Here is a 17,339-nt window from a genome sequence, read left to right as displayed (position 1 = left end):
AACGGAAGTGATTATTTTTATAATAACCATTCATTCACAGCTAAAAGGTACAACGGCATCATGGCAACTGACTCAACACATTGTGTAAAAAAAAGCCGTGGTCGCCCAAAAGTGTTCGACAGGGAAGCCGCGCTTGATAAGGCCATGAAGTTGTTCTGGCAGCACGGTTATGAAGCTACTTCTCTTGCCGATCTCGTCGAAGCGACCGGAGCCAAAGCGCCAACGCTATACGCGGAGTTCACCAATAAAGAGGGATTATTCCGCGCCGTACTGGATCGCTATATCGACCGTTTTGCCGCAAAGCACGAAGCACAACTGTTTTGTGAAGAGAAAAGCGTGGTGTCTGCGCTGACTGACTATTTCGCTGCCATCGCCAACTGCTTTACCAGCAAAGATACCCCTGCTGGCTGCTTTATGATCAACAACTGCACCACGCTCTCCCCGGATTCAGGAGATATCGCCAATACGTTGAAATCACGCCATGCGATGCAAGAGCGCACTTTGCAGCAGTTTTTATGTCAACGACAGGCGCGCGGGGAAATCCCGACCCACTGTGACGTGACGCATCTGGCGGAATTCCTTAATTGTATTATTCAGGGAATGTCGGTCAGCGCCCGCGAAGGCGCATCGCTGGAAAAACTGATGCAGATTGCCCAAACCACTTTGCGTTTATGGCCCGAACTGGTGAAATAAAACGCAAAAAAAGCCCCTCAGCCTGAGCGAATGAGGGGCTAAATTGCAGAGTACAGCCTTGTTATACTTTGTTATTCAGAATCAGTTGCCCGTTGTTATCTAATTGGATTTGTGTACCCGGATCGCGGTCCATGCGGATTTTGCCCTGCTGATCGCCAATCTTATAGGTCACATCATAACCGAGCATTTTTTCTGACTTGTCATACACCGTTTTACAACGCTGTTGGGTGGTGGTGTAAGTATCACGTTCCTGGAGAGAGCCCTGAATCTGGTTACCAGCATATCCACCACCAAGCGCCCCGACGACTGTAGCAACATCCTTACCGCGACCACCGCCAAACTGATGCCCTATCACCCCACCAGCCACAGCGCCCAGAACTGAACCCGCGATGCGATTTTCATCCTGCACCGGCCGGCGATGGGTCACTGTGACATTGCGGCACTCCTGGCGCGGTGTTTTAACTGTTTCCTTGATTGGGATTGCAGAAACAACCTGAGCGTATTGCGGGCCACGTTCAAACACGTTCAGGCTGGCCACTGCCGCTACGCCCAGCGCAGCCGCGACACCAATCCCGATACCCGCCAACATTGATTTATTCACGGGAACACCTCCTTCTTTGCAGTTATGTCAATCATGCAATCGAAGGGGTGAAACAACCATCAGACAGAAGATGAAAAGCGCAGGAATGGCAGGAAATACTTAACGATTCGGAGGAGTCTGAAGGAATGCCTGATACGACGCTTAACGCGTCTTATCAGGCCTGCCGCTCGTACCATTTGTCCAGGGCGGATAAAGCATTTACGCCGCATCCGCCAGTACAAGTTGATTAATGCAGTTTCAAACGCGGACGGATAACGCGGTTGATACTACCTACCAACATCATTAGTCCAGTTTTGAAGTAGCCATGCAGCGCAATCTGATGCATCCGGTACAACGAGATATACACAAAGCGCGCAATACGCCCTTCAATCATCATTGAGCCGCGCGTCAGGTTACCCATCAGGCTACCGACGGTAGAGAAGTTCGACAGCGATACCAGCGAACCATGATCTTTATACTGATAATTTTTCAGCGGTTTGCCATTCATCTGCGCCAGAATATTGTTCATTGCGCAGGTAGCCATCTGGTGTGCGGCCTGAGCGCGCGGCGGGACAAAACCCCCTTCCGGACGCGGGCATGACGCACAGTCGCCAATAGCGTAAATGTCTGGATCGCGCGTGGTTTGCAGCGTCGGTTCCACCACCAGCTGGTTGATACGGTTGGTTTCGAGACCGCCAATATCTTTCAGGAAATCTGGCGCTTTGATCCCGGCAGCCCACACCATCAGATCAGCCTCAATATATTCGCCATCTTTAGTGTGCAGACCACCTTTATCGGCGCTGGTGACCATGGTTTGCGTCAGCACGCGAACGCCCAGTTTCGTTAACTCATTGTGGGCGGCAGCAGAGATACGTGGCGGCAGCGCAGGCAAAATACGTTCGCCCGCTTCTACCAGCGTTACGTTCAACGCTTCGTTGGTCAGGCCTTTGTAACCGTAGCTGTGCAGTTGCTTGACGGCGTTGTGCAATTCAGCGGAGAGTTCTACGCCAGTCGCGCCGCCGCCAACAATCGCAATATTCACTTTGCCATTCGCGCCAAGGTTGGCGGAGTATTTCAGAAACAGATTCAGCATCTCCTGATGGAAACGACGCGCCTGATGCGGGTTATCGAGGAAAATACAGTTCTCTTTTACACCCGGCGTATTGAAATCGTTAGAGGTGCTGCCCAGCGCCATCACCAGCGTGTCATAAGCGATTTTGCGTTCCGGCACCAGCAGTTCGCCTTTCTCGTCGCGCAGTTCAGCAATGGTGATTGTTTTCGCTTCTCTATCGATATCAACCACAGAACCCAACTGGAACTGAAAACCATGATTACGCGCATGAGCCAGGTAACTCAGTGCATCGACGCCTTCATCGAGCGAGCCAGTCGCTACTTCGTGCAGCAACGGTTTCCACAGGTGGCTGTGGTTGCGATCTACCAGCGTAATTTTGGCTTTTTTCTTACGTCCCAGCTTATGTCCAAGCTGTGTCGCCATTTCCAGCCCACCAGCACCGCCGCCGACAATCACAATCTTTTTCAATGGCGTAGTCAACGTGACCCCCTTAAATTTATTAACCAATTGTTAATTAATGGTTATGTGCATAGCCCTTAATTAACAGCAGGTTACAGTGATGAAAATGCTCTTCGCTATTGAGAATAACATGAATGGTGCATTGGTCATACCAAAATTGATATGAATCAAGTTTTGTTGCTGAAAAGATAGGCGGATTTACCGGGTGAGATCAAAAAACAGAGATTGTTGTTTATTATTTAAGCGGAATCGGGAGGGTGAGGCGTATATGGAGGGCATTTGGTAGGCCAGATACAATGCGCAGCATCGCATCAGGCATTGGTGCACGGCTGTCGGATGCGGCGTGGACGCTTCATCCAACCTACAGAATCCGGGGCGCATCAGATACCAGCAAGGTTACCTGATGCGACCGACGATAGCTTTTAACCGAGGGTTTTGAACGCCTTAATGCGCTGCAAATGCGGGGAGATATTTTTGAATTTGTGCGTCTGCTCTTCGTCCCAGACAATCTCGTAATAATGATGCAACTCTTCAGATGTCCGCTGACTGTTAAGCGCCTCATCGTTACGCGACAAAATCACCAGACAACGATCGCGATTCTTCTCACGGAAATTGGTCACACATTTAGTCGCGATATCGGTGTACTCTTCCGGGCGATCAATCTTCCCTTCCATGTTCTCGTAAGGGAACAAATTGGGGTTGAAGATCACCTGGCGGATATCGCAGAGAAAACCAATCCGTTCCGCCCAGTAACCACCCAGCCCGACACCGCAAATTAGCGGGCGCTCGCCAACATTCAGTTGCAGCATTTTGTCTACTTCTTTGAGCAGATGCTGCATATCGTGTTTCGGATGCAGAGTGCTGTAGCTTATCAAGCGTACATCCGGGTCAATAAACTGCAATTGTAAAACTTTCTCGTGGTTACCCGGACTGTTAGAGTCAAAACCGTGTAAATAGATAATCATCGCTTCCTCACATAAGCCAGGGTTAGTGACCTGCTTTCTCTTCCTGCCAGCGTTCATGTAACTGATTCAGACGGGCGCTGATCTCTTTCCAGCGAGTCGAGTCCATCAGCTCCTGTCGCGAAAATGAACCTTTATGATACAAACGTGTAACACGCTCTGCCTTGATCGGTGACAGATTATCTAACACGCTGACGGCTCCCTTACGATTATTGCAGACCAGGATCATATCGCAACCCGCATCCAGTGATGCCTGCCCACGTTCGGCATAACTGCCCATAATCGCGGCGCCTTCCATCGATAAATCGTCTGAGAAAATCACGCCGTCAAACCCCAGTTCCTGGCGTAAAACGGTTTTCAGCCAGTAGGGAGAACCGCTCGCCGGACGCGGATCAACATCGCTGTAGATCACATGCGCAGGCATAATGGCGTCGAGTTTATGTTCGCGAATTAACGTACTGAAGACTGACATATCTTTGGCGCGAATTTCCGCTTGCGGACGTGGGTCGCACGGCGTCTCTTTGTGTGAGTCAGCCGTTACTGCACCGTGGCCTGGAAAGTGTTTACCGGTGGTTTTCATTCCGGCTTCATGCATACCATCAATAAACCGGCTGGCGATTGCGAGGGCTTTTTCGGGATCGGCATGGTAAGAACGCTCGCCAATCGCCGCGCTAATGTGCCCTACATCCAGCACGGGTGCAAAGCTGATATCAATATCCATGGCGATCATTTCGCTGGCCATCAACCAGCCTGCCTCTTGTGCCAGTTTGCCGCCTTCTTCCATTCCCAACAGCGCAGCGAATGATTGTGCCGCTGGCAAGCGGGTAAAACCTTCACGAAAACGCTGCACGCGCCCACCTTCCTGATCTACCGCCACCACCAGGTGATTGCGCGAAGCTGTGCGGATTTGGCGCACCAGTTCGCGTAACTGGGCAGGATCATGATAGTTACGCGTAAAGAGAATCAGCCCACCCACCAGCGGATGCGCCAGTATTTCACGCTCTTCCGCGTCCAGTTCGTAACCTTCAACATCCAACATTACTGGACCCACACTGCTCTCCTTATTGTTTTATTGATAGCTGCCGCCAGGTGTCATCGGCAAGCCTGATAAATTGTTGATCGCCGCTTTGTTGCCAGCGGTACTCAAACCACCCTGCTTTGAGCATCAGCAACCAGGGAAACCAGCGCCTGACCTGACGCCATAATTGCGCCGGATTGATCTTTGCGCGCACGGCATAGTCATTGACCAATTGCCGGTGCTGCTCAGTATTTTCCACCCACACCGCCGCCAGTTCCAGCGCGATATCGCCATCACCAGCATACTCCCAGTCAATGAGTTTTAACCCAGAAGCACTATGCACTAAGTTTCCGGCATGAACATCCATATGCAATGGGCTTAAGCGTAATGGCTGTGGTTCCCGTATTTTGCGCAGACGTTTTAATAGTCGCAGCCAACCCGCTGTCCGCCGCGCAGGATCGCTTCGCTGCCAGTACCTTTCCAGTAACGGCAGCAGGGTTATTCGCCAGCCAAAGCGCGGTTGTTGATGCAGATAATACAGCAAGCCTGCCAGTTCGTCGGTATCCGGCAATTGCGTTTTTACCTCGCCGGGCAAATAGTCAACCACCATCCAGCCACGGATATAGAGATGTGGCTTCGGTGCAAGGTATGCCGGTAATCGTGATAACGCCCGATACTGGCGCAGGAACACGGACTGCGGTGCATCAGGATCGTGAGTCTGACGCACAACGAAACGCAGATCCTGATGTTCAATGAGAAAACTCCCGCCGCTAAGTCCATGATTAAACGTCGCGACGGGATGATACTGCGGGAAATAGCGCGACAATAATTCGTCGCGCGTGATGGGATTATTGTTGCTGAACGGCACCTTTACCTGACCAGATAATTTCACCCGTCTGCACCAGCATGAGTTGCATTTGCAGGGTCGGTGCGTTGACGTTACCAGAGGCACTGGAGTACAGCACATAATGAGCGCCGACGTTACGGGCAATGCCAATCGCTTTACTGCGAGTGCCTAAACTGTCCTGCGGCGACAAACCTAACTGCTGCTTGGCCATTGAAAGCTGTTGGGCAGAAACGAGTGTAAATTTACCGTTATTGGCCAGCGCATTACGTAGCGTTTCGGTCGCTTCTCCGGCATTCAGCGAGCCGTTAGTACGGTTGTTAACGCTATCAACCAGCAGAACGCTGCCTGCGGTCACACCATCAGCCCCAAGCATTTTACTGACCATCGGCTGCATTGCACCGTTCCAGTCATAATGACGAATATGCGGCGCAGGCGGTGCGGTTTGATCTTCGTGCTCAATTGGCCCTGGCTGCTGCGGGATCGTCGGCACCGATGGCACGGTTGGTACAGGCTGTTGCGGCTCGGCAGGTTGCTCCGGCGCAGGTTTCACCTCTTCTACCGGTGCTGGTTCTCGTTGCCCCACACACCCGGCGAGAAACATCGCCAGCGCGGTGATTAAGGCGTAGCGACTCATTTTTGTCATCAAGATTCACCCCTTACAAATATAGATAAAGTCTGACTTTGTGCGCCCCCAGATAATTGGCGCTGCCGTACAGAGTTACCGCCGAACGTGCGGGAATGGTAACGCTGCGGGGCGTTTCCAGAGGATGCATCTCCAGTCCTCTGGCGTCATACCAGTAAAAACGATAATGAACGGTAACGGGTTCTTGCCTTTCGTTATAAAGCGTCGAGGATGCAGAAGGCTGAATATCAGACATTGAAAGAACGGGCTTTTCTGCACTGATGCCCGCAGCCAGAAGAGATGACTCAATCACCAGAGATTGTTCTTCATTCACCGGAATCTCCGGATGTGAACGACACCCCACCAGCAATAACAGCGCCAGAGACACCAGCCCAAAGCATCCTTTTCTCATCGTTACAGACCTTTATGCGCCAGCATTGGGCCCAGAGGACGGCCACCCAGCAAGTGCATATGGATGTGGTACACCTCTTGCCCGCCATGGCGGTTGGTGTTCATGATCAGACGATAGCCATCTTCGGCAATGCCTTCTTGCTCAGCAATTTTTGCCGCTACAGTGATCATGCGTCCCAGCGCCTGCTCATGCTCGGCAGAGACGTCGTTTACGGTAGGAATCAGGATATTAGGAATGATTAAAATATGCGTTGGCGCTTGCGGCGAAATATCGCGAAACGCCGTTACCAGATCATCCTGGTAGACGATATCGGAGGGGATCTCACGACGAATAATTTTGCTGAAAATAGTTTCTTCTGCCACGACATTTTCCTTTTTCAAATAGTCATGCGTTGCGCCATGCTACGCCGCGCCACACTGCGAGTATAGAGTATGGTCGAGTTAAACCCGCTCTTTCAACCTTAACCCACGATTTATTAAGCAAAAAACCGTTTTACTGCCGCATACATCGCCATTATTCCCCTTTATGCCTGCGAATGAACCGAAAACACACTTTCTCTTTGGTTTACATGTTAAATATGAATGCGTATATTTCTCATTTTCATTACCATGAAAAATTATTAGCGCGCTAAATATTACTGCTCATCGCCCTCCTCTGGAATGAGCCTGACTACAACATAAATCAAGAGATTTCAGATGCTTTCGACACAATTTAACAGGGATAATCAGCATCAAGCCGCAGCCACGCCGTCGCTGCTCGCAGCCTGCATTGCTCTGGCTTTATTTCCTTCCGCTACACTGGCCGTGCCAACCGCCGAAGAAACAGTGATTGTTGAAGGGGCTGCCAATGCTCCAGTTAATGACGAAAATGATTACAGCGTAACGTCTACCTCTGTAGGTACTAAAATGCAGATGACTCAACGTGATATTCCACAGTCGGTCACTATTGTCAGCCAGCAGCGAATGGAAGATCAGCAACTGCAAACGCTGGGCGAAGTGATGGAAAACACTCTGGGGATAAGCAAAAGCCAGGCCGACTCCGACCGCACCCTCTATTATTCGCGTGGATTCCAGATCGATAACTATATGGTCGATGGCATCCCCACCTATTTTGAATCGCGCTGGAATCTGGGCGACGCACTCACGGATATGGCGCTGTTCGAGCGTGTAGAAGTGGTGCGTGGCGCGACCGGGCTAATGACCGGCACCGGCAATCCTTCTGCGGCGATTAATATGGTCCGCAAACACGCCACCAGCCGTGAATTTAAAGGCGATGTCTCGGCGGAATACGGTAGCTGGAACAAAGAACGTTATGTGGCGGATTTACAAAGTCCGCTCACGGAAGATGGTAAAGTCCGCGCACGAATTGTTGGCGGCTATCAGAACAACGATTTATGGCTGGATCGCTACAATAGCGAAAAAACTTTCTTCTCCGGCATTGTGGATGCTGATTTGGGCGAGCTGACCACATTTTCTGCCGGTTATGAATATCAACGTATTGATGTTAACAGCCCGACCTGGGGCGGCCTGCCACGCTGGAATACCGATGGCAGCAGCAACAGTTACGATCGCGCCCGCAGTACCGCGCCTGACTGGGCGTATAACGACAAAGAGATCAACAAAGTCTTTCTGTCACTGAAGCAGCGATTTGCCGATACCTGGCAGGCGACGCTGAATGCTACCCATTCCGAAGTCGAATTTGACAGCAAAATGATGTATGTCGATGCCTACGTAAATAAAGCAGATGGAACGCTGGTGGGACCATATGGCAGCTATGGCCCCGGATTTGATTATGTTGGCGGCACTGGCTGGAACAGTGGCAAACGTAAAGTTGACGCGCTGGATCTGTTTGCCGACGGCAGTTATGAATTATTTGGTCACCAGCACAATCTGATGCTCGGCGGTAGCTACAGTAAACAAAACAACCGCTATTTCAGCTCCTGGGCTAACGTTTTCCCCAATGAAATTGGCAGTTTCTACAACTTCAACGGTAACTTCCCGCAGACTAACTGGGCGCCGCAAAGCCTGGCGCAGGACGATACCACACATATGAAATCGTTATATGCCGCCACTCGTGTCACCCTTGCCGATCCGCTGCATCTTATCCTCGGCGCACGTTATACCAACTGGCGGGTTGATACGCTGACTTACAGCATGGAGAAAAACCACACTACGCCTTATGCGGGTCTGGTGTTTGACATCAATGACAACTGGTCGACCTATGCCAGCTATACCTCTATTTTCCAGCCGCAAAATGATCGCGACAGTTCGGGCAAATATCTGGCGCCAATCACCGGTAACAACTACGAACTGGGTCTAAAATCAGACTGGATGAATAGCCGTCTGACCACCACGTTAGCCATCTTCCGTATTGAGCAGGATAATGTCGCCCAGTCCACCGGAATGCCTATCCCCGGCAGTAACGGCGAAACCGCCTATAAAGCGGTGGATGGGACAGTAAGTAAAGGCGTGGAATTTGAACTTAACGGCGCAATTACCGATAACTGGCAGCTGACGTTTGGCGCAACGCGCTATGTGGCGGAAGATAACGAGGGGAATGCCGTTAATCCGAATCTGCCACGTACCACGGTTAAAATGTTTACCAGCTATCGGTCGCCTGTCATGCCAGAGTTGACGGTCGGCGGCGGCGTTAACTGGCAAAATCGGGTGTATACCGACACCGTGACACCGTATGGCACCTTCCGCGCCGAGCAAGGTAGCTACGCGCTGGTGGATCTGTTCACCCGCTACCAGGTGACGAAAAACTTCTCGTTGCAGGGGAACGTCAATAACCTGTTCGACAAAACCTACGATACCAATGTGGAAGGTTCTATCGTCTACGGCGCACCACGTAATTTCAGTATTACCGGCACGTATCAATTCTGATTAACACCTGTAAAAAAGGCAGCCATTCGGCTGCCTTAGTCTCCCCAACATTCTACTGATTAGTTGTTGCGGATATACTCATCCATCTCGGTTTTCAGGTTATCGGATTTAGTACCGAAAATCGCCTGAACACCAGAACCAGCAACCACTACGCCCGCTGCGCCCAGTTTCTTCAGGCCAGCCTGATCCACTTTGGACACATCAGCAACGCTGACGCGCAGACGAGTAATACATGCGTCGAGGTTAGTGATGTTTTCTTTACCACCAAATGCGGCAACCAGAGCCGGAGCCATTTCGCTAGTACCGGTTGCTTTCGCATCTTCAGTTGCGTCTTCGCGGCCCGGCGTTTTCAAATCCAGAGCTTTAATCAGCACACGGAAGATGGTGTAGTAAACAATCGCATAACCAATACCGACAATCGGGAACAGCCACAGTTTGCTACTGTTACCAGACAGTACGATGAAGTCGATCAGGCCGTGCGAGAACGACGTACCGTCGCGCATTCCCAGCAGAATACAGATTGGGAATGCCAGACCAGCCAGAATCGCGTGGATGATGTACAGGATCGGCGCAACGAACATGAAGGAGAACTCGATCGGCTCGGTGATACCGGTCAGGAACGAGGTCAACGCAGCGGAGATCATGATACCGCCAACTTTAGCGCGGTTTTCTGGTTTAGCAGAGTGCCAGATAGCAATTGCAGCAGCCGGCAGACCGTACATTTTGAACAGGAAGCCGCCAGACAGTTTACCCGCAGTCGGGTCACCCGCCATATAACGCGGAATATCGCCGTGGAAGACCTGACCTGCTGCGTTGGTGTATTCACCAATCTGCATCTGGAAAGGTACGTTCCAGATGTGGTGCAGACCAAACGGCACCAGACAACGTTCGATGAAGCCGTAAATACCAAATGCAACTACCGGGTTCTGGTAAGCAGCCCACTGGGAGAAGGTCTGGATTGCGGAACCAATCGGCGGCCAAATGAAGGACAGCACAACGCCAGTAAAGATGGCAGCCAGACCAGAAATGATCGGTACAAAGCGTTTACCGGCAAAGAAGCCAAGATACTCAGGCAGCTTAATACGGTAGAAACGGTTAAACATGTACGCTGCAATCGCACCGGAGATGATCCCCCCAAGTACGCCAGTATCCGCCAGATGTTTAGCGGCAATTTCTTCAGCAGGTAAATGCAGTACCAGCGGCGCGACCACAGCCATGGTTTTTACCATGATGCCATAGGCAACAACTGCGGCAAGAGCGGATACGCCATCGTTATTGGTAAAGCCAAGGGCGACACCGATCGCAAAAATAAGTGGCATGTTTGCAAAGACGGAACCGCCTGCTTCTGCCATAACATGCGATACAACGGCTGGCAGCCAGCTGAAATTCGCGGAACCGACGCCCAGCAGAATACCTGCGATAGGCAGTACGGATACCGGCAGCATCAGCGATTTACCGACCTTTTGCAGGTTAGCAAATGCATTCTTAAACATAATTGAGAGTGCTCCTGAGTATGGGTGCTTTTTACGTTCTCACGCGTGGCAAGGGGGGAGAACCTTGCCGTGTACAGGGCATCTAAGCGCCCTTTATTTATTACACAGAGTAAAATAATTCAGTGTCGATTTGTTTGACGGCTATCACGTTTCAACTTCAGGTCTTTAGCGAAGTTGCACATTTTGACAAAACATATGTCAAAATGTTTCAAGCATGGTTAGCCACCGCCCAATTTGCGGCGGTGAACTTTACTCGTTTTAACCATTAATTACGAGCTTAAAAAAAATTCATTCAACTGATGGACTGCAGGCGGGAAGCGTCGATGTGAAACAGACGGGCGAAGTTATCGGTGGTTACCTGCGCCAGTTCTTCAACGGCAACACCTTTCAACACAGCCATGTATTCTGCAACGTCACGAACCATCGCAGGTTGATTCTCTTTTCCTCGATGTGGCACTGGCGCCAGGTAAGGCGAGTCAGTTTCCACCAGTAGCCGATCCAGCGGGACATAACGCGCGGCATCGCGCAGTTGTTCCGCATTACGGAAGGTCACAATGCCGGAAAAGGAGATGTAAAATCCGAGATCCAGTAACTTGCCCGCCGTTTCTTTGTCCTCTGTAAAACAGTGTAGTACGCCACCACAATCCGTCACTTTTTCTTCACGCAGAATAGCCAGCGTATCGGCGCGGGCGTCACGCGTATGGACGATAACCGGCTTGTTCAGTTCGCGACCAATCTGGATATGATGAATGAAGGATTCTTGCTGACGGACTTTTGTTTCCGGCGTGTAATAATAATCCATCCCGGTTTCACCCAGCGCAACAACGCCCTCTTCTGCTGCCAGACGGCGTAAATCTTCCACATCGTAGGGATCATTCTGGTTTAGCGGATGCACACCGCAAGAAAAAACGACGTTGTCACGTTCGCCAACCAGATCCCGCATATGCAGGTAACCGGGCAATGTCGTGGCGACCGCCAGACAAAATTTCACATCGCGCGCGGCGGCTTTCGCCAGAACATCATCCACGTCCTTGTGTAAAGATTCATAATTCAAACCATCAAGATGGCAGTGTGAGTCGACTAAAAACATAATGTCTCTCTTAAAGATGAGGAACCGGTAACACAACGTCCGGTTGCAGGTAATGCTCAATACGCAGTAAAAGATCGGTAATGACAAGCTCGCGGTTTACGCCTGTGACAGAAATTAACTGCTCACGACTTTGGCAAACATCCCCCAGTATAGCCTGCAGGCGAGAGGGAGAAAGCTGGTTTGCCAGCGCGGCGACAACGCCAGGAACATCAACATTGGTGACTTGTGAAGCGCCATAATGGCGTTTGAGCGCATCCATCAACAAAGTTGCCAACCAGTGCAGACGCGCCGGAGCTTGTTCGTGGTTAAGTGCCGACAACATCGAATACCAGTCGCCAGATTGCACGCTGTTTGCCAACGCCTGACAAAGTGTCTCACGTGCCTGCCAGATATCCCCTTGAAACAGCCCCAATGCAGCGCCAGGCGAACCGGCGCTCAGGCGCAATGCGGTTAGCATAGCCTCTTGTGACATTGTCACTTCACGCGCAAGCCAGCTCACTGCGTACTGTTCCGGCGGCGGTGCAAGATAATGCAAGCGACAACGGCTGCGCAGTGTTGCCAGTAAGCGTTCAAGTTCTCGTGTAGCGAGGAAAAACCAGGTTTCCGCTGGAGGCTCTTCCAGTGTTTTCAGCAAAGCATTGGCAGCGGCATCGGTCAGCAAGGCAGCATCGGTGACCCAGACAACTTTCGCACCGCCTAATCGTGCGTGTTCATTAAGCTTTTCGGTGACTTCACGCACGGCATCAATGCCCAGAGCATTCTTCCCTTTTTCGGGAGCAAGAGTGTAATAATCGGGGTGCGTCCCCGCCTGCATCAACTGGCATCCGCGACAATGACCACAGCTTTTGTGGCCCTGCGGTTGTTGGCAAAGTAAATAACGGCTCAGAGCGTAGATTAAGGCATCATCGCCCATGCCAGGTAATGCCTGAATGAGCAGCGCATGGTGACCCCTTCCGGCCTGATAGCTGGCTACCAGTTTTTCGAAATCAGGTCGTAACCATGGATACCATCTCATTCGCCCTGCTCCTTAACCCAGCGAGTCACGGTGGTGCGAATCGCGTCCATGACGGCTTCCAGCGATTGTGTTGCATCAATAGTGTGAATGCTTTTATCTTGCGCAGCCAGTTCCAGGTAGCGAGCGCGGGTGCGATTAAAGAAATCAAAAGACTCTTGCTCAATGCGATCCAGCTCGCCGCGTGCACGCGCGCGCTTAAGGCCGACTTCTGGAGTAACATCGAGATAGAGCGTTAAATCAGGGCGAAAATCCCCAAGAACGGCATCACGCAACGTTGCCAGCATATGCTGGTCAATACCACGACCACCGCCCTGATACGCCTGAGTGGAGAGATCGTGGCGATCACCAATCACCCATGTGCCGTTTGCCAGTGCCGGTTTGATGACGGTTTCTACCAGTTGTACACGCGCGGCATAAAACATCAGCACTTCGGCTTTATCGGTAATGACTTCATCGCCTACCGATTTGATATCCAGCACCAGGCTTCTTAACTTTTCGGCAAGTTGCGTACCGCCGGGTTCCCGAGTGAAAACCATGTCGCGGATACCCAGTTGCTCAAGCGTCTCAACCACCACGTTGCGTGCGGTGGTTTTGCCTGCGCCTTCCAGCCCTTCAATGACGATATACTTACTGCGCATTTTTTTCCTTAAGCACTTTCAGATAATCCTGCACAGACTTGTTATGACTGGCAAGATTGGTATTAAACGTGTGACCACCTTTACCATCGGCCACAAAATAGAGATACGGCGTTTTCGCCGGATGCGCAGCAGCCTTCAGCGAATCTGCCCCCGGCGTAGCAATCGCGCCTGGCGGCAGACCAGTTATGGTGTAGGTGTTATACGCTGTCGGCGTTTCCAGATCTGCACGAGAAAGTTTGCCATTATAACGCTCTCCCATCCCGTAAATCACCGTCGGGTCGGTCTGCAGGCGCATACCAATGCGTAAGCGGTTGATAAATACCGAGGCAACTTGATCGCGTTCACTGGCAACGGCCGTTTCTTTTTCGATAATTGACGCCATCGTTACCAGCTGGTTCTTATCTTTATAGGGCAGACCGTCCGCACGCCCTTCCCAGGCGCTTTCTACCGCTTTCACCATTTTCTTGTGCGCTCGCTTGAGTAACGCAATATCGGTGGTATTGGCGGTATACATCCAGGTGTCTGGCCAGAACCAACCTTCAATCCACTCCGGGTTTTCCAGTTCAAGTGCCTGCGCTACGGTGGCGTACTTATCGTCGCTCAGCGTATGCTTGATATACGGGGCCTCACGCAATTGCTTGAGGTAATCGCTCAGACGCATCCCCTCCACCAGGCGTAGTGGAAACTGTGCTTCTTTACCGCTTTCCAGCAATTTCAGCATCTCACGCACGGTCATCTGCGGTGTAAAGCGGTAAGTCCCGGCTTTGAAATGAGAAAGATCCGGCTCGATACGCAGCAGCCATTGAAATACCCGTGGGCGATTGATGATCTTATCGGCATAAAGCTGTTCACCGAGCGCCAGACGTCCGGTCCCCGGTTTCAGAGTAAATATCGTCTCTTCTTTAATAAGTAATTTGCTGTCGGCGAGGTGGCGAACCTTCCAGACGCCCACACCAGCGGCGATACCCAGTACCACCAGCAATAACAAAACAATCAATAACACTTTTTTCATGACTAATTCGGGTGCTCACAAAGTGGGGCTAAATATTCATATAGCATTGTTGACGAAAAGGAGGCCTCGCCACAGGCACGCACGGGAATCACTGGCATCAACGCATTACAAACTACCATCTCATCTGCCTGCATCACCTCCTCCAGCGAGGCTTGTACTTCGACAAGCTGATAAGAGGATTGTGCCAGTAAACGGATGCAGAATTGTCGCATAATACCGTTGACACCAGCCTGATCCAGACGCGGCGTATAAACTACGTTGCTCTTGCGCCATAACAAATTAGCCGCACAGCATTCCGTAACCCACCCTTCGCTGTCAAGAACCAGCGCCTCATCGGCGTTTGTCTGCTCAAGATGAGAGCGAATTAGCACTTGCTCAAGCCGATTAAGATGTTTAATACCTGCGAGATAAGGATTGCGTCCAAGGCGTACTGGACTTAGCGCCAGAGTAATGCCCTCTTTGCGTAAGCGGTCATAATGTGCAGGGTAAGCCGCAACGGAGAGAATGCGCGTTGCCGGACCGCTGTTCAATGTGCTGTATCCTCGCCCACCACTGCCGCGACTGATCACCACTTTCAGCACACCGTTCTGCTGTGCTGCTGCCAGCGTTTTCATCTCTTGCTCAAGCTGCGGCCAGAAATCACAGGCGATCATTAACCGCTGAGTGGCTTCCTGTAGTCGCTGTATATGCGCGGATAACAAACTGACTTCACCGTCGATAATTCTGGCTGTGGTGAAACAACCATCGCCAAATTGCGTTGCCCGATCGCTTGCTGCCAGCGAATCCTGTTTATGACCGTTAATTAAGAACATACCGGCTCCTTATCAGAGGATTGTTAGTGTGGCAGCATGTTCACTGCGGAACAAGTCTGAATAAAACCTAAGAAAAAAGGCCCGCAAGCGGACCTTTTATACAGGTGGGAAATAGCAACTTAGATCTTTTTAAAGATCAAAGAACCATTAGTGCCGCCGAAGCCGAAGGAGTTACACAGGGTATACTCCATTCCGCTGACCTGACGTGCTTCGTGCGGTACGAAATCCAGATCGCAACCTTCATCCGGGTTATCCAGGTTGATGGTCGGCGGAACAGCCTGATCGCGCAGCGCCAGGATGGAGTAGATAGACTCTACCGCACCCGCCGCACCTAACAGGTGACCGGTCATGGATTTCGTGGAGCTTACCAGCACACGGCTTGCAGCTTCACCGAAGATGGTTTTCACTGCCTGCGCTTCGGCTTTATCGCCAGCAGGCGTTGAAGTACCGTGCGCGTTAACGTAGCCAATCTGGCTCGCTTCAATACCTGCATCACGCAGAGCATTTGCCATTGCCAGAGCTGCGCCTGCGCCATTTTCCGGCGGCGACGTCATATGATAGGCATCGCTGCTCATACCAAAGCCGACGAGTTCAGCGTAAATTTTCGCACCGCGTTTTTTCGCGTGTTCGTACTCTTCGAGCACCAGCATACCGGCACCATCGCCCAGTACGAAACCATCACGCTCTTTATCCCACGGGCGGCTAGCCGCTTGCGGGTTATCATTGCGGGTAGATAATGCACGTGCCGCGCCGAAACCGCCAACGCCCAGCGGCGTACTGGCTTTCTCTGCGCCACCTGCAACCATCACGTCAGCATCGCCATACGCGATAATACGCGCAGCATGACCAATGTTGTGCACGCCGGAAGTACAGGCGGTCGCGATAGAGATGCTTGGGCCACGCAGGCCATACATGATAGTCAGGTGACCTGCCACCATGTTCACAATCGTTGACGGAACGAAGAATGGGCTGATCTTACGTGGACCACCGTTCATCAAAGATGTGTGGTTTTCTTCGATCAGTCCGAGGCCGCCAATCCCGGAGCCAATTGCGGCACCAATGCGGGTTGCGTTCTCTTCCGTTATTTCAAGGCCAGAATCCTGCATGGCCTGAACGCCAGCGACAATTCCATATTGAATGAAGGCATCCATCTTGCGCTGTTCTTTGCGCGAGATAATGTCCTCACAGTTAAAATCCTTTACTAAGCCAGCAAATTTCGTTGCATAGGCGCTAGTATCGAAATGGTCGATTAGGCTGATGCCACTCTGACCGGCAAGCAGAGCTTTCCAGGTAGACTCTACGGTATTGCCGACAGGAGACAACATGCCCAGTCCGGTCACAACTACACGACGCTTAGACACGTTTGTCCTCCAGGGAGGGAAAAAAATGATTCTAGTGGGACAAAAAGATAAAACTCAGGCGGTCGAACGACCGCCTGGAGATGTTCACTTACGCCTGGTGGCCGTTGATGTAATCAATGGCAGCCTGAACGGTGGTGATTTTCTCAGCTTCTTCGTCCGGAATCTCAGTATCAAACTCTTCTTCCAGAGCCATTACCAGCTCAACGGTGTCAAGAGAATCCGCGCCCAGGTCTTCAACGAAAGAAGCATTGTTGGTAACTTCTTCCTGCTTAACGCCCAGCTGTTCGCCGATAATTTTCTTAACGCGTTCTTCGATAGTGCTCATACTCTTAAATTTCCTATCAAAACTCGCTTTCGCGATGGTTTTC

The 17,339-nt window shown here is 51.3% G+C and carries 18 protein-coding genes; 2 read left to right on the top strand and 16 right to left on the bottom strand.

Annotated features, from left to right (window positions below):
* Positions 1-60: 60 nt before the first annotated feature.
* Complete coding sequence (gene comR / locus WES_RS12420; protein WP_016158076.1) at positions 61-693, top strand: TetR family copper-responsive transcriptional repressor ComR; 633 nt, start codon at positions 61-63, stop codon at positions 691-693.
* A gap of 61 nt (positions 694-754) precedes the next feature.
* On the opposite strand, the gene WES_RS12425 is transcribed toward comR, so the two are convergent.
* The 8 genes from WES_RS12425 to hinT all read right to left on the bottom strand — a co-directional run bounded on the left by WES_RS12425 (position 755) and on the right by hinT (position 7,027).
* Complete coding sequence (locus WES_RS12425) at positions 755-1,294, bottom strand: glycine zipper 2TM domain-containing protein (RefSeq protein ID WP_010350841.1); 540 nt, start codon at positions 1,292-1,294, stop codon at positions 755-757.
* Positions 1,295-1,520: 226 nt separating this feature from the next.
* A complete protein-coding gene (gene ndh, locus WES_RS12430; protein WP_010352391.1) occupies positions 1,521-2,825 on the bottom strand; it encodes an NADH-quinone dehydrogenase in 1,305 nt (434 codons plus the stop codon).
* 401 nt (positions 2,826-3,226) lie between these two features.
* A complete protein-coding gene (gene ycfP, locus WES_RS12435) occupies positions 3,227-3,769 on the bottom strand; it encodes an alpha/beta hydrolase YcfP (RefSeq protein WP_016158075.1) in 543 nt (180 codons plus the stop codon).
* Positions 3,770-3,791: 22 nt separating this feature from the next.
* A complete protein-coding gene (nagZ, locus tag WES_RS12440) occupies positions 3,792-4,817 on the bottom strand; it encodes a beta-N-acetylhexosaminidase (RefSeq protein WP_016158074.1) in 1,026 nt (341 codons plus the stop codon).
* Positions 4,818-4,827: 10 nt separating this feature from the next.
* Positions 4,828-5,652 carry a thiamine kinase gene (gene thiK / locus WES_RS12445; RefSeq protein ID WP_001116777.1) on the bottom strand — a complete coding sequence of 275 codons (825 nt, stop codon included), beginning with the start codon at positions 5,650-5,652 and terminating at the stop codon, positions 4,828-4,830.
* Complete coding sequence (lpoB, locus tag WES_RS12450) at positions 5,633-6,274, bottom strand: penicillin-binding protein activator LpoB (protein WP_000164442.1); 642 nt, start codon at positions 6,272-6,274, stop codon at positions 5,633-5,635. Before lpoB ends, thiK begins: the two co-directional genes overlap by 20 nt.
* A 13-nt stretch (positions 6,275-6,287) precedes the next feature.
* Positions 6,288-6,665, bottom strand: coding sequence for a YcfL family putative periplasmic lipoprotein (locus WES_RS12455; RefSeq protein ID WP_001225286.1), 378 nt, complete (start codon positions 6,663-6,665; stop codon positions 6,288-6,290).
* 2 nt (positions 6,666-6,667) lie between these two features.
* On the bottom strand, positions 6,668-7,027 hold the full coding sequence (gene hinT, locus WES_RS12460; RefSeq protein WP_000807125.1) for a purine nucleoside phosphoramidase: 360 nt from the start codon (positions 7,025-7,027) through the stop codon (positions 6,668-6,670).
* A 333-nt stretch (positions 7,028-7,360) separates the two neighbouring features.
* Between hinT and fhuE the strand changes: the two genes are divergently transcribed.
* The gene (fhuE, locus tag WES_RS12465) at positions 7,361-9,550 is read left to right on the top strand and encodes a ferric-rhodotorulic acid/ferric-coprogen receptor FhuE (RefSeq protein WP_016158073.1); all 2,190 of its coding nucleotides are present in this window, start codon (positions 7,361-7,363) and stop codon (positions 9,548-9,550) included.
* A gap of 59 nt (positions 9,551-9,609) precedes the next feature.
* Here the strand turns inward: fhuE and ptsG are convergent, their stop codons facing one another.
* The 8 genes from ptsG to acpP form a co-directional block, all read right to left on the bottom strand.
* Positions 9,610-11,043, bottom strand: a complete 1,434-nt coding sequence (gene ptsG, locus WES_RS12470; protein WP_000475698.1) for a PTS glucose transporter subunit IIBC — start codon at positions 11,041-11,043, stop codon at positions 9,610-9,612.
* Between the two features lie 292 nt (positions 11,044-11,335).
* Complete coding sequence (locus WES_RS12475; RefSeq protein ID WP_016158072.1) at positions 11,336-12,133, bottom strand: metal-dependent hydrolase; 798 nt, start codon at positions 12,131-12,133, stop codon at positions 11,336-11,338.
* A gap of 10 nt (positions 12,134-12,143) precedes the next feature.
* Entirely contained in the window at positions 12,144-13,148 is a 1,005-nt protein-coding gene (gene holB / locus WES_RS12480; protein ID WP_001267911.1) for a DNA polymerase III subunit delta', read from the bottom strand.
* Entirely contained in the window at positions 13,145-13,786 is a 642-nt protein-coding gene (tmk, locus tag WES_RS12485; RefSeq protein WP_016158071.1) for a dTMP kinase, read from the bottom strand. The genes holB and tmk overlap by 4 nt, the downstream gene beginning before the upstream one ends.
* Complete coding sequence (gene yceG, locus WES_RS12490; protein ID WP_016158070.1) at positions 13,776-14,798, bottom strand: cell division protein YceG; 1,023 nt, start codon at positions 14,796-14,798, stop codon at positions 13,776-13,778. Before yceG ends, tmk begins: the two co-directional genes overlap by 11 nt.
* A 2-nt stretch (positions 14,799-14,800) precedes the next feature.
* Entirely contained in the window at positions 14,801-15,610 is an 810-nt protein-coding gene (pabC, locus tag WES_RS12495; RefSeq protein WP_016158069.1) for an aminodeoxychorismate lyase, read from the bottom strand.
* A gap of 119 nt (positions 15,611-15,729) precedes the next feature.
* Positions 15,730-16,971, bottom strand: coding sequence for a beta-ketoacyl-ACP synthase II (gene fabF, locus WES_RS12500; protein WP_000044679.1), 1,242 nt, complete (start codon positions 16,969-16,971; stop codon positions 15,730-15,732).
* An 88-nt stretch (positions 16,972-17,059) separates the two neighbouring features.
* Positions 17,060-17,296: an acyl carrier protein gene (gene acpP / locus WES_RS12505; protein ID WP_000103754.1), complete on the bottom strand. Its 237-nt coding sequence runs from the start codon at positions 17,294-17,296 to the stop codon at positions 17,060-17,062.
* Positions 17,297-17,339: the final 43 nt, after the last annotated feature.

Origin of the sequence: Escherichia sp. KTE31, from assembly GCF_000407925.1 — a bacterium.
Classification (GTDB): Bacteria; Pseudomonadota; Gammaproteobacteria; order Enterobacterales; family Enterobacteriaceae; genus Escherichia; species Escherichia ruysiae.
Note: the sequence above shows the minus strand (reverse complement) of the source record. Positions and strands in the feature narration are given on the sequence as shown.

Excerpts from the sequence above, each read along its gene's own strand:
- ptsG (WP_000475698.1), bottom strand. The coding sequence starts at position 11,043 with ATGTTTAAGAATGCATTTGCTAACCTGCAAAAGGTCGGTAAATCGCTG.
- ycfP (WP_016158075.1), bottom strand. The coding sequence starts at position 3,769 with ATGATTATCTATTTACACGGTTTTGACTCTAACAGTCCGGGTAACCAC.
- holB (WP_001267911.1), bottom strand. The coding sequence starts at position 13,148 with ATGAGATGGTATCCATGGTTACGACCTGATTTCGAAAAACTGGTAGCC.
- acpP (WP_000103754.1), bottom strand. The coding sequence starts at position 17,296 with ATGAGCACTATCGAAGAACGCGTTAAGAAAATTATCGGCGAACAGCTG.
- lpoB (WP_000164442.1), bottom strand. The coding sequence starts at position 6,274 with ATGACAAAAATGAGTCGCTACGCCTTAATCACCGCGCTGGCGATGTTT.
- comR (WP_016158076.1), top strand. The coding sequence starts at position 61 with ATGGCAACTGACTCAACACATTGTGTAAAAAAAAGCCGTGGTCGCCCA.
- pabC (WP_016158069.1), bottom strand. The coding sequence starts at position 15,610 with ATGTTCTTAATTAACGGTCATAAACAGGATTCGCTGGCAGCAAGCGAT.
- fhuE (WP_016158073.1), top strand. The coding sequence starts at position 7,361 with ATGCTTTCGACACAATTTAACAGGGATAATCAGCATCAAGCCGCAGCC.
- WES_RS12455 (WP_001225286.1), bottom strand. The coding sequence starts at position 6,665 with ATGAGAAAAGGATGCTTTGGGCTGGTGTCTCTGGCGCTGTTATTGCTG.
- yceG (WP_016158070.1), bottom strand. The coding sequence starts at position 14,798 with ATGAAAAAAGTGTTATTGATTGTTTTGTTATTGCTGGTGGTACTGGGT.
- tmk (WP_016158071.1), bottom strand. The coding sequence starts at position 13,786 with ATGCGCAGTAAGTATATCGTCATTGAAGGGCTGGAAGGCGCAGGCAAA.
- WES_RS12475 (WP_016158072.1), bottom strand. The coding sequence starts at position 12,133 with ATGTTTTTAGTCGACTCACACTGCCATCTTGATGGTTTGAATTATGAA.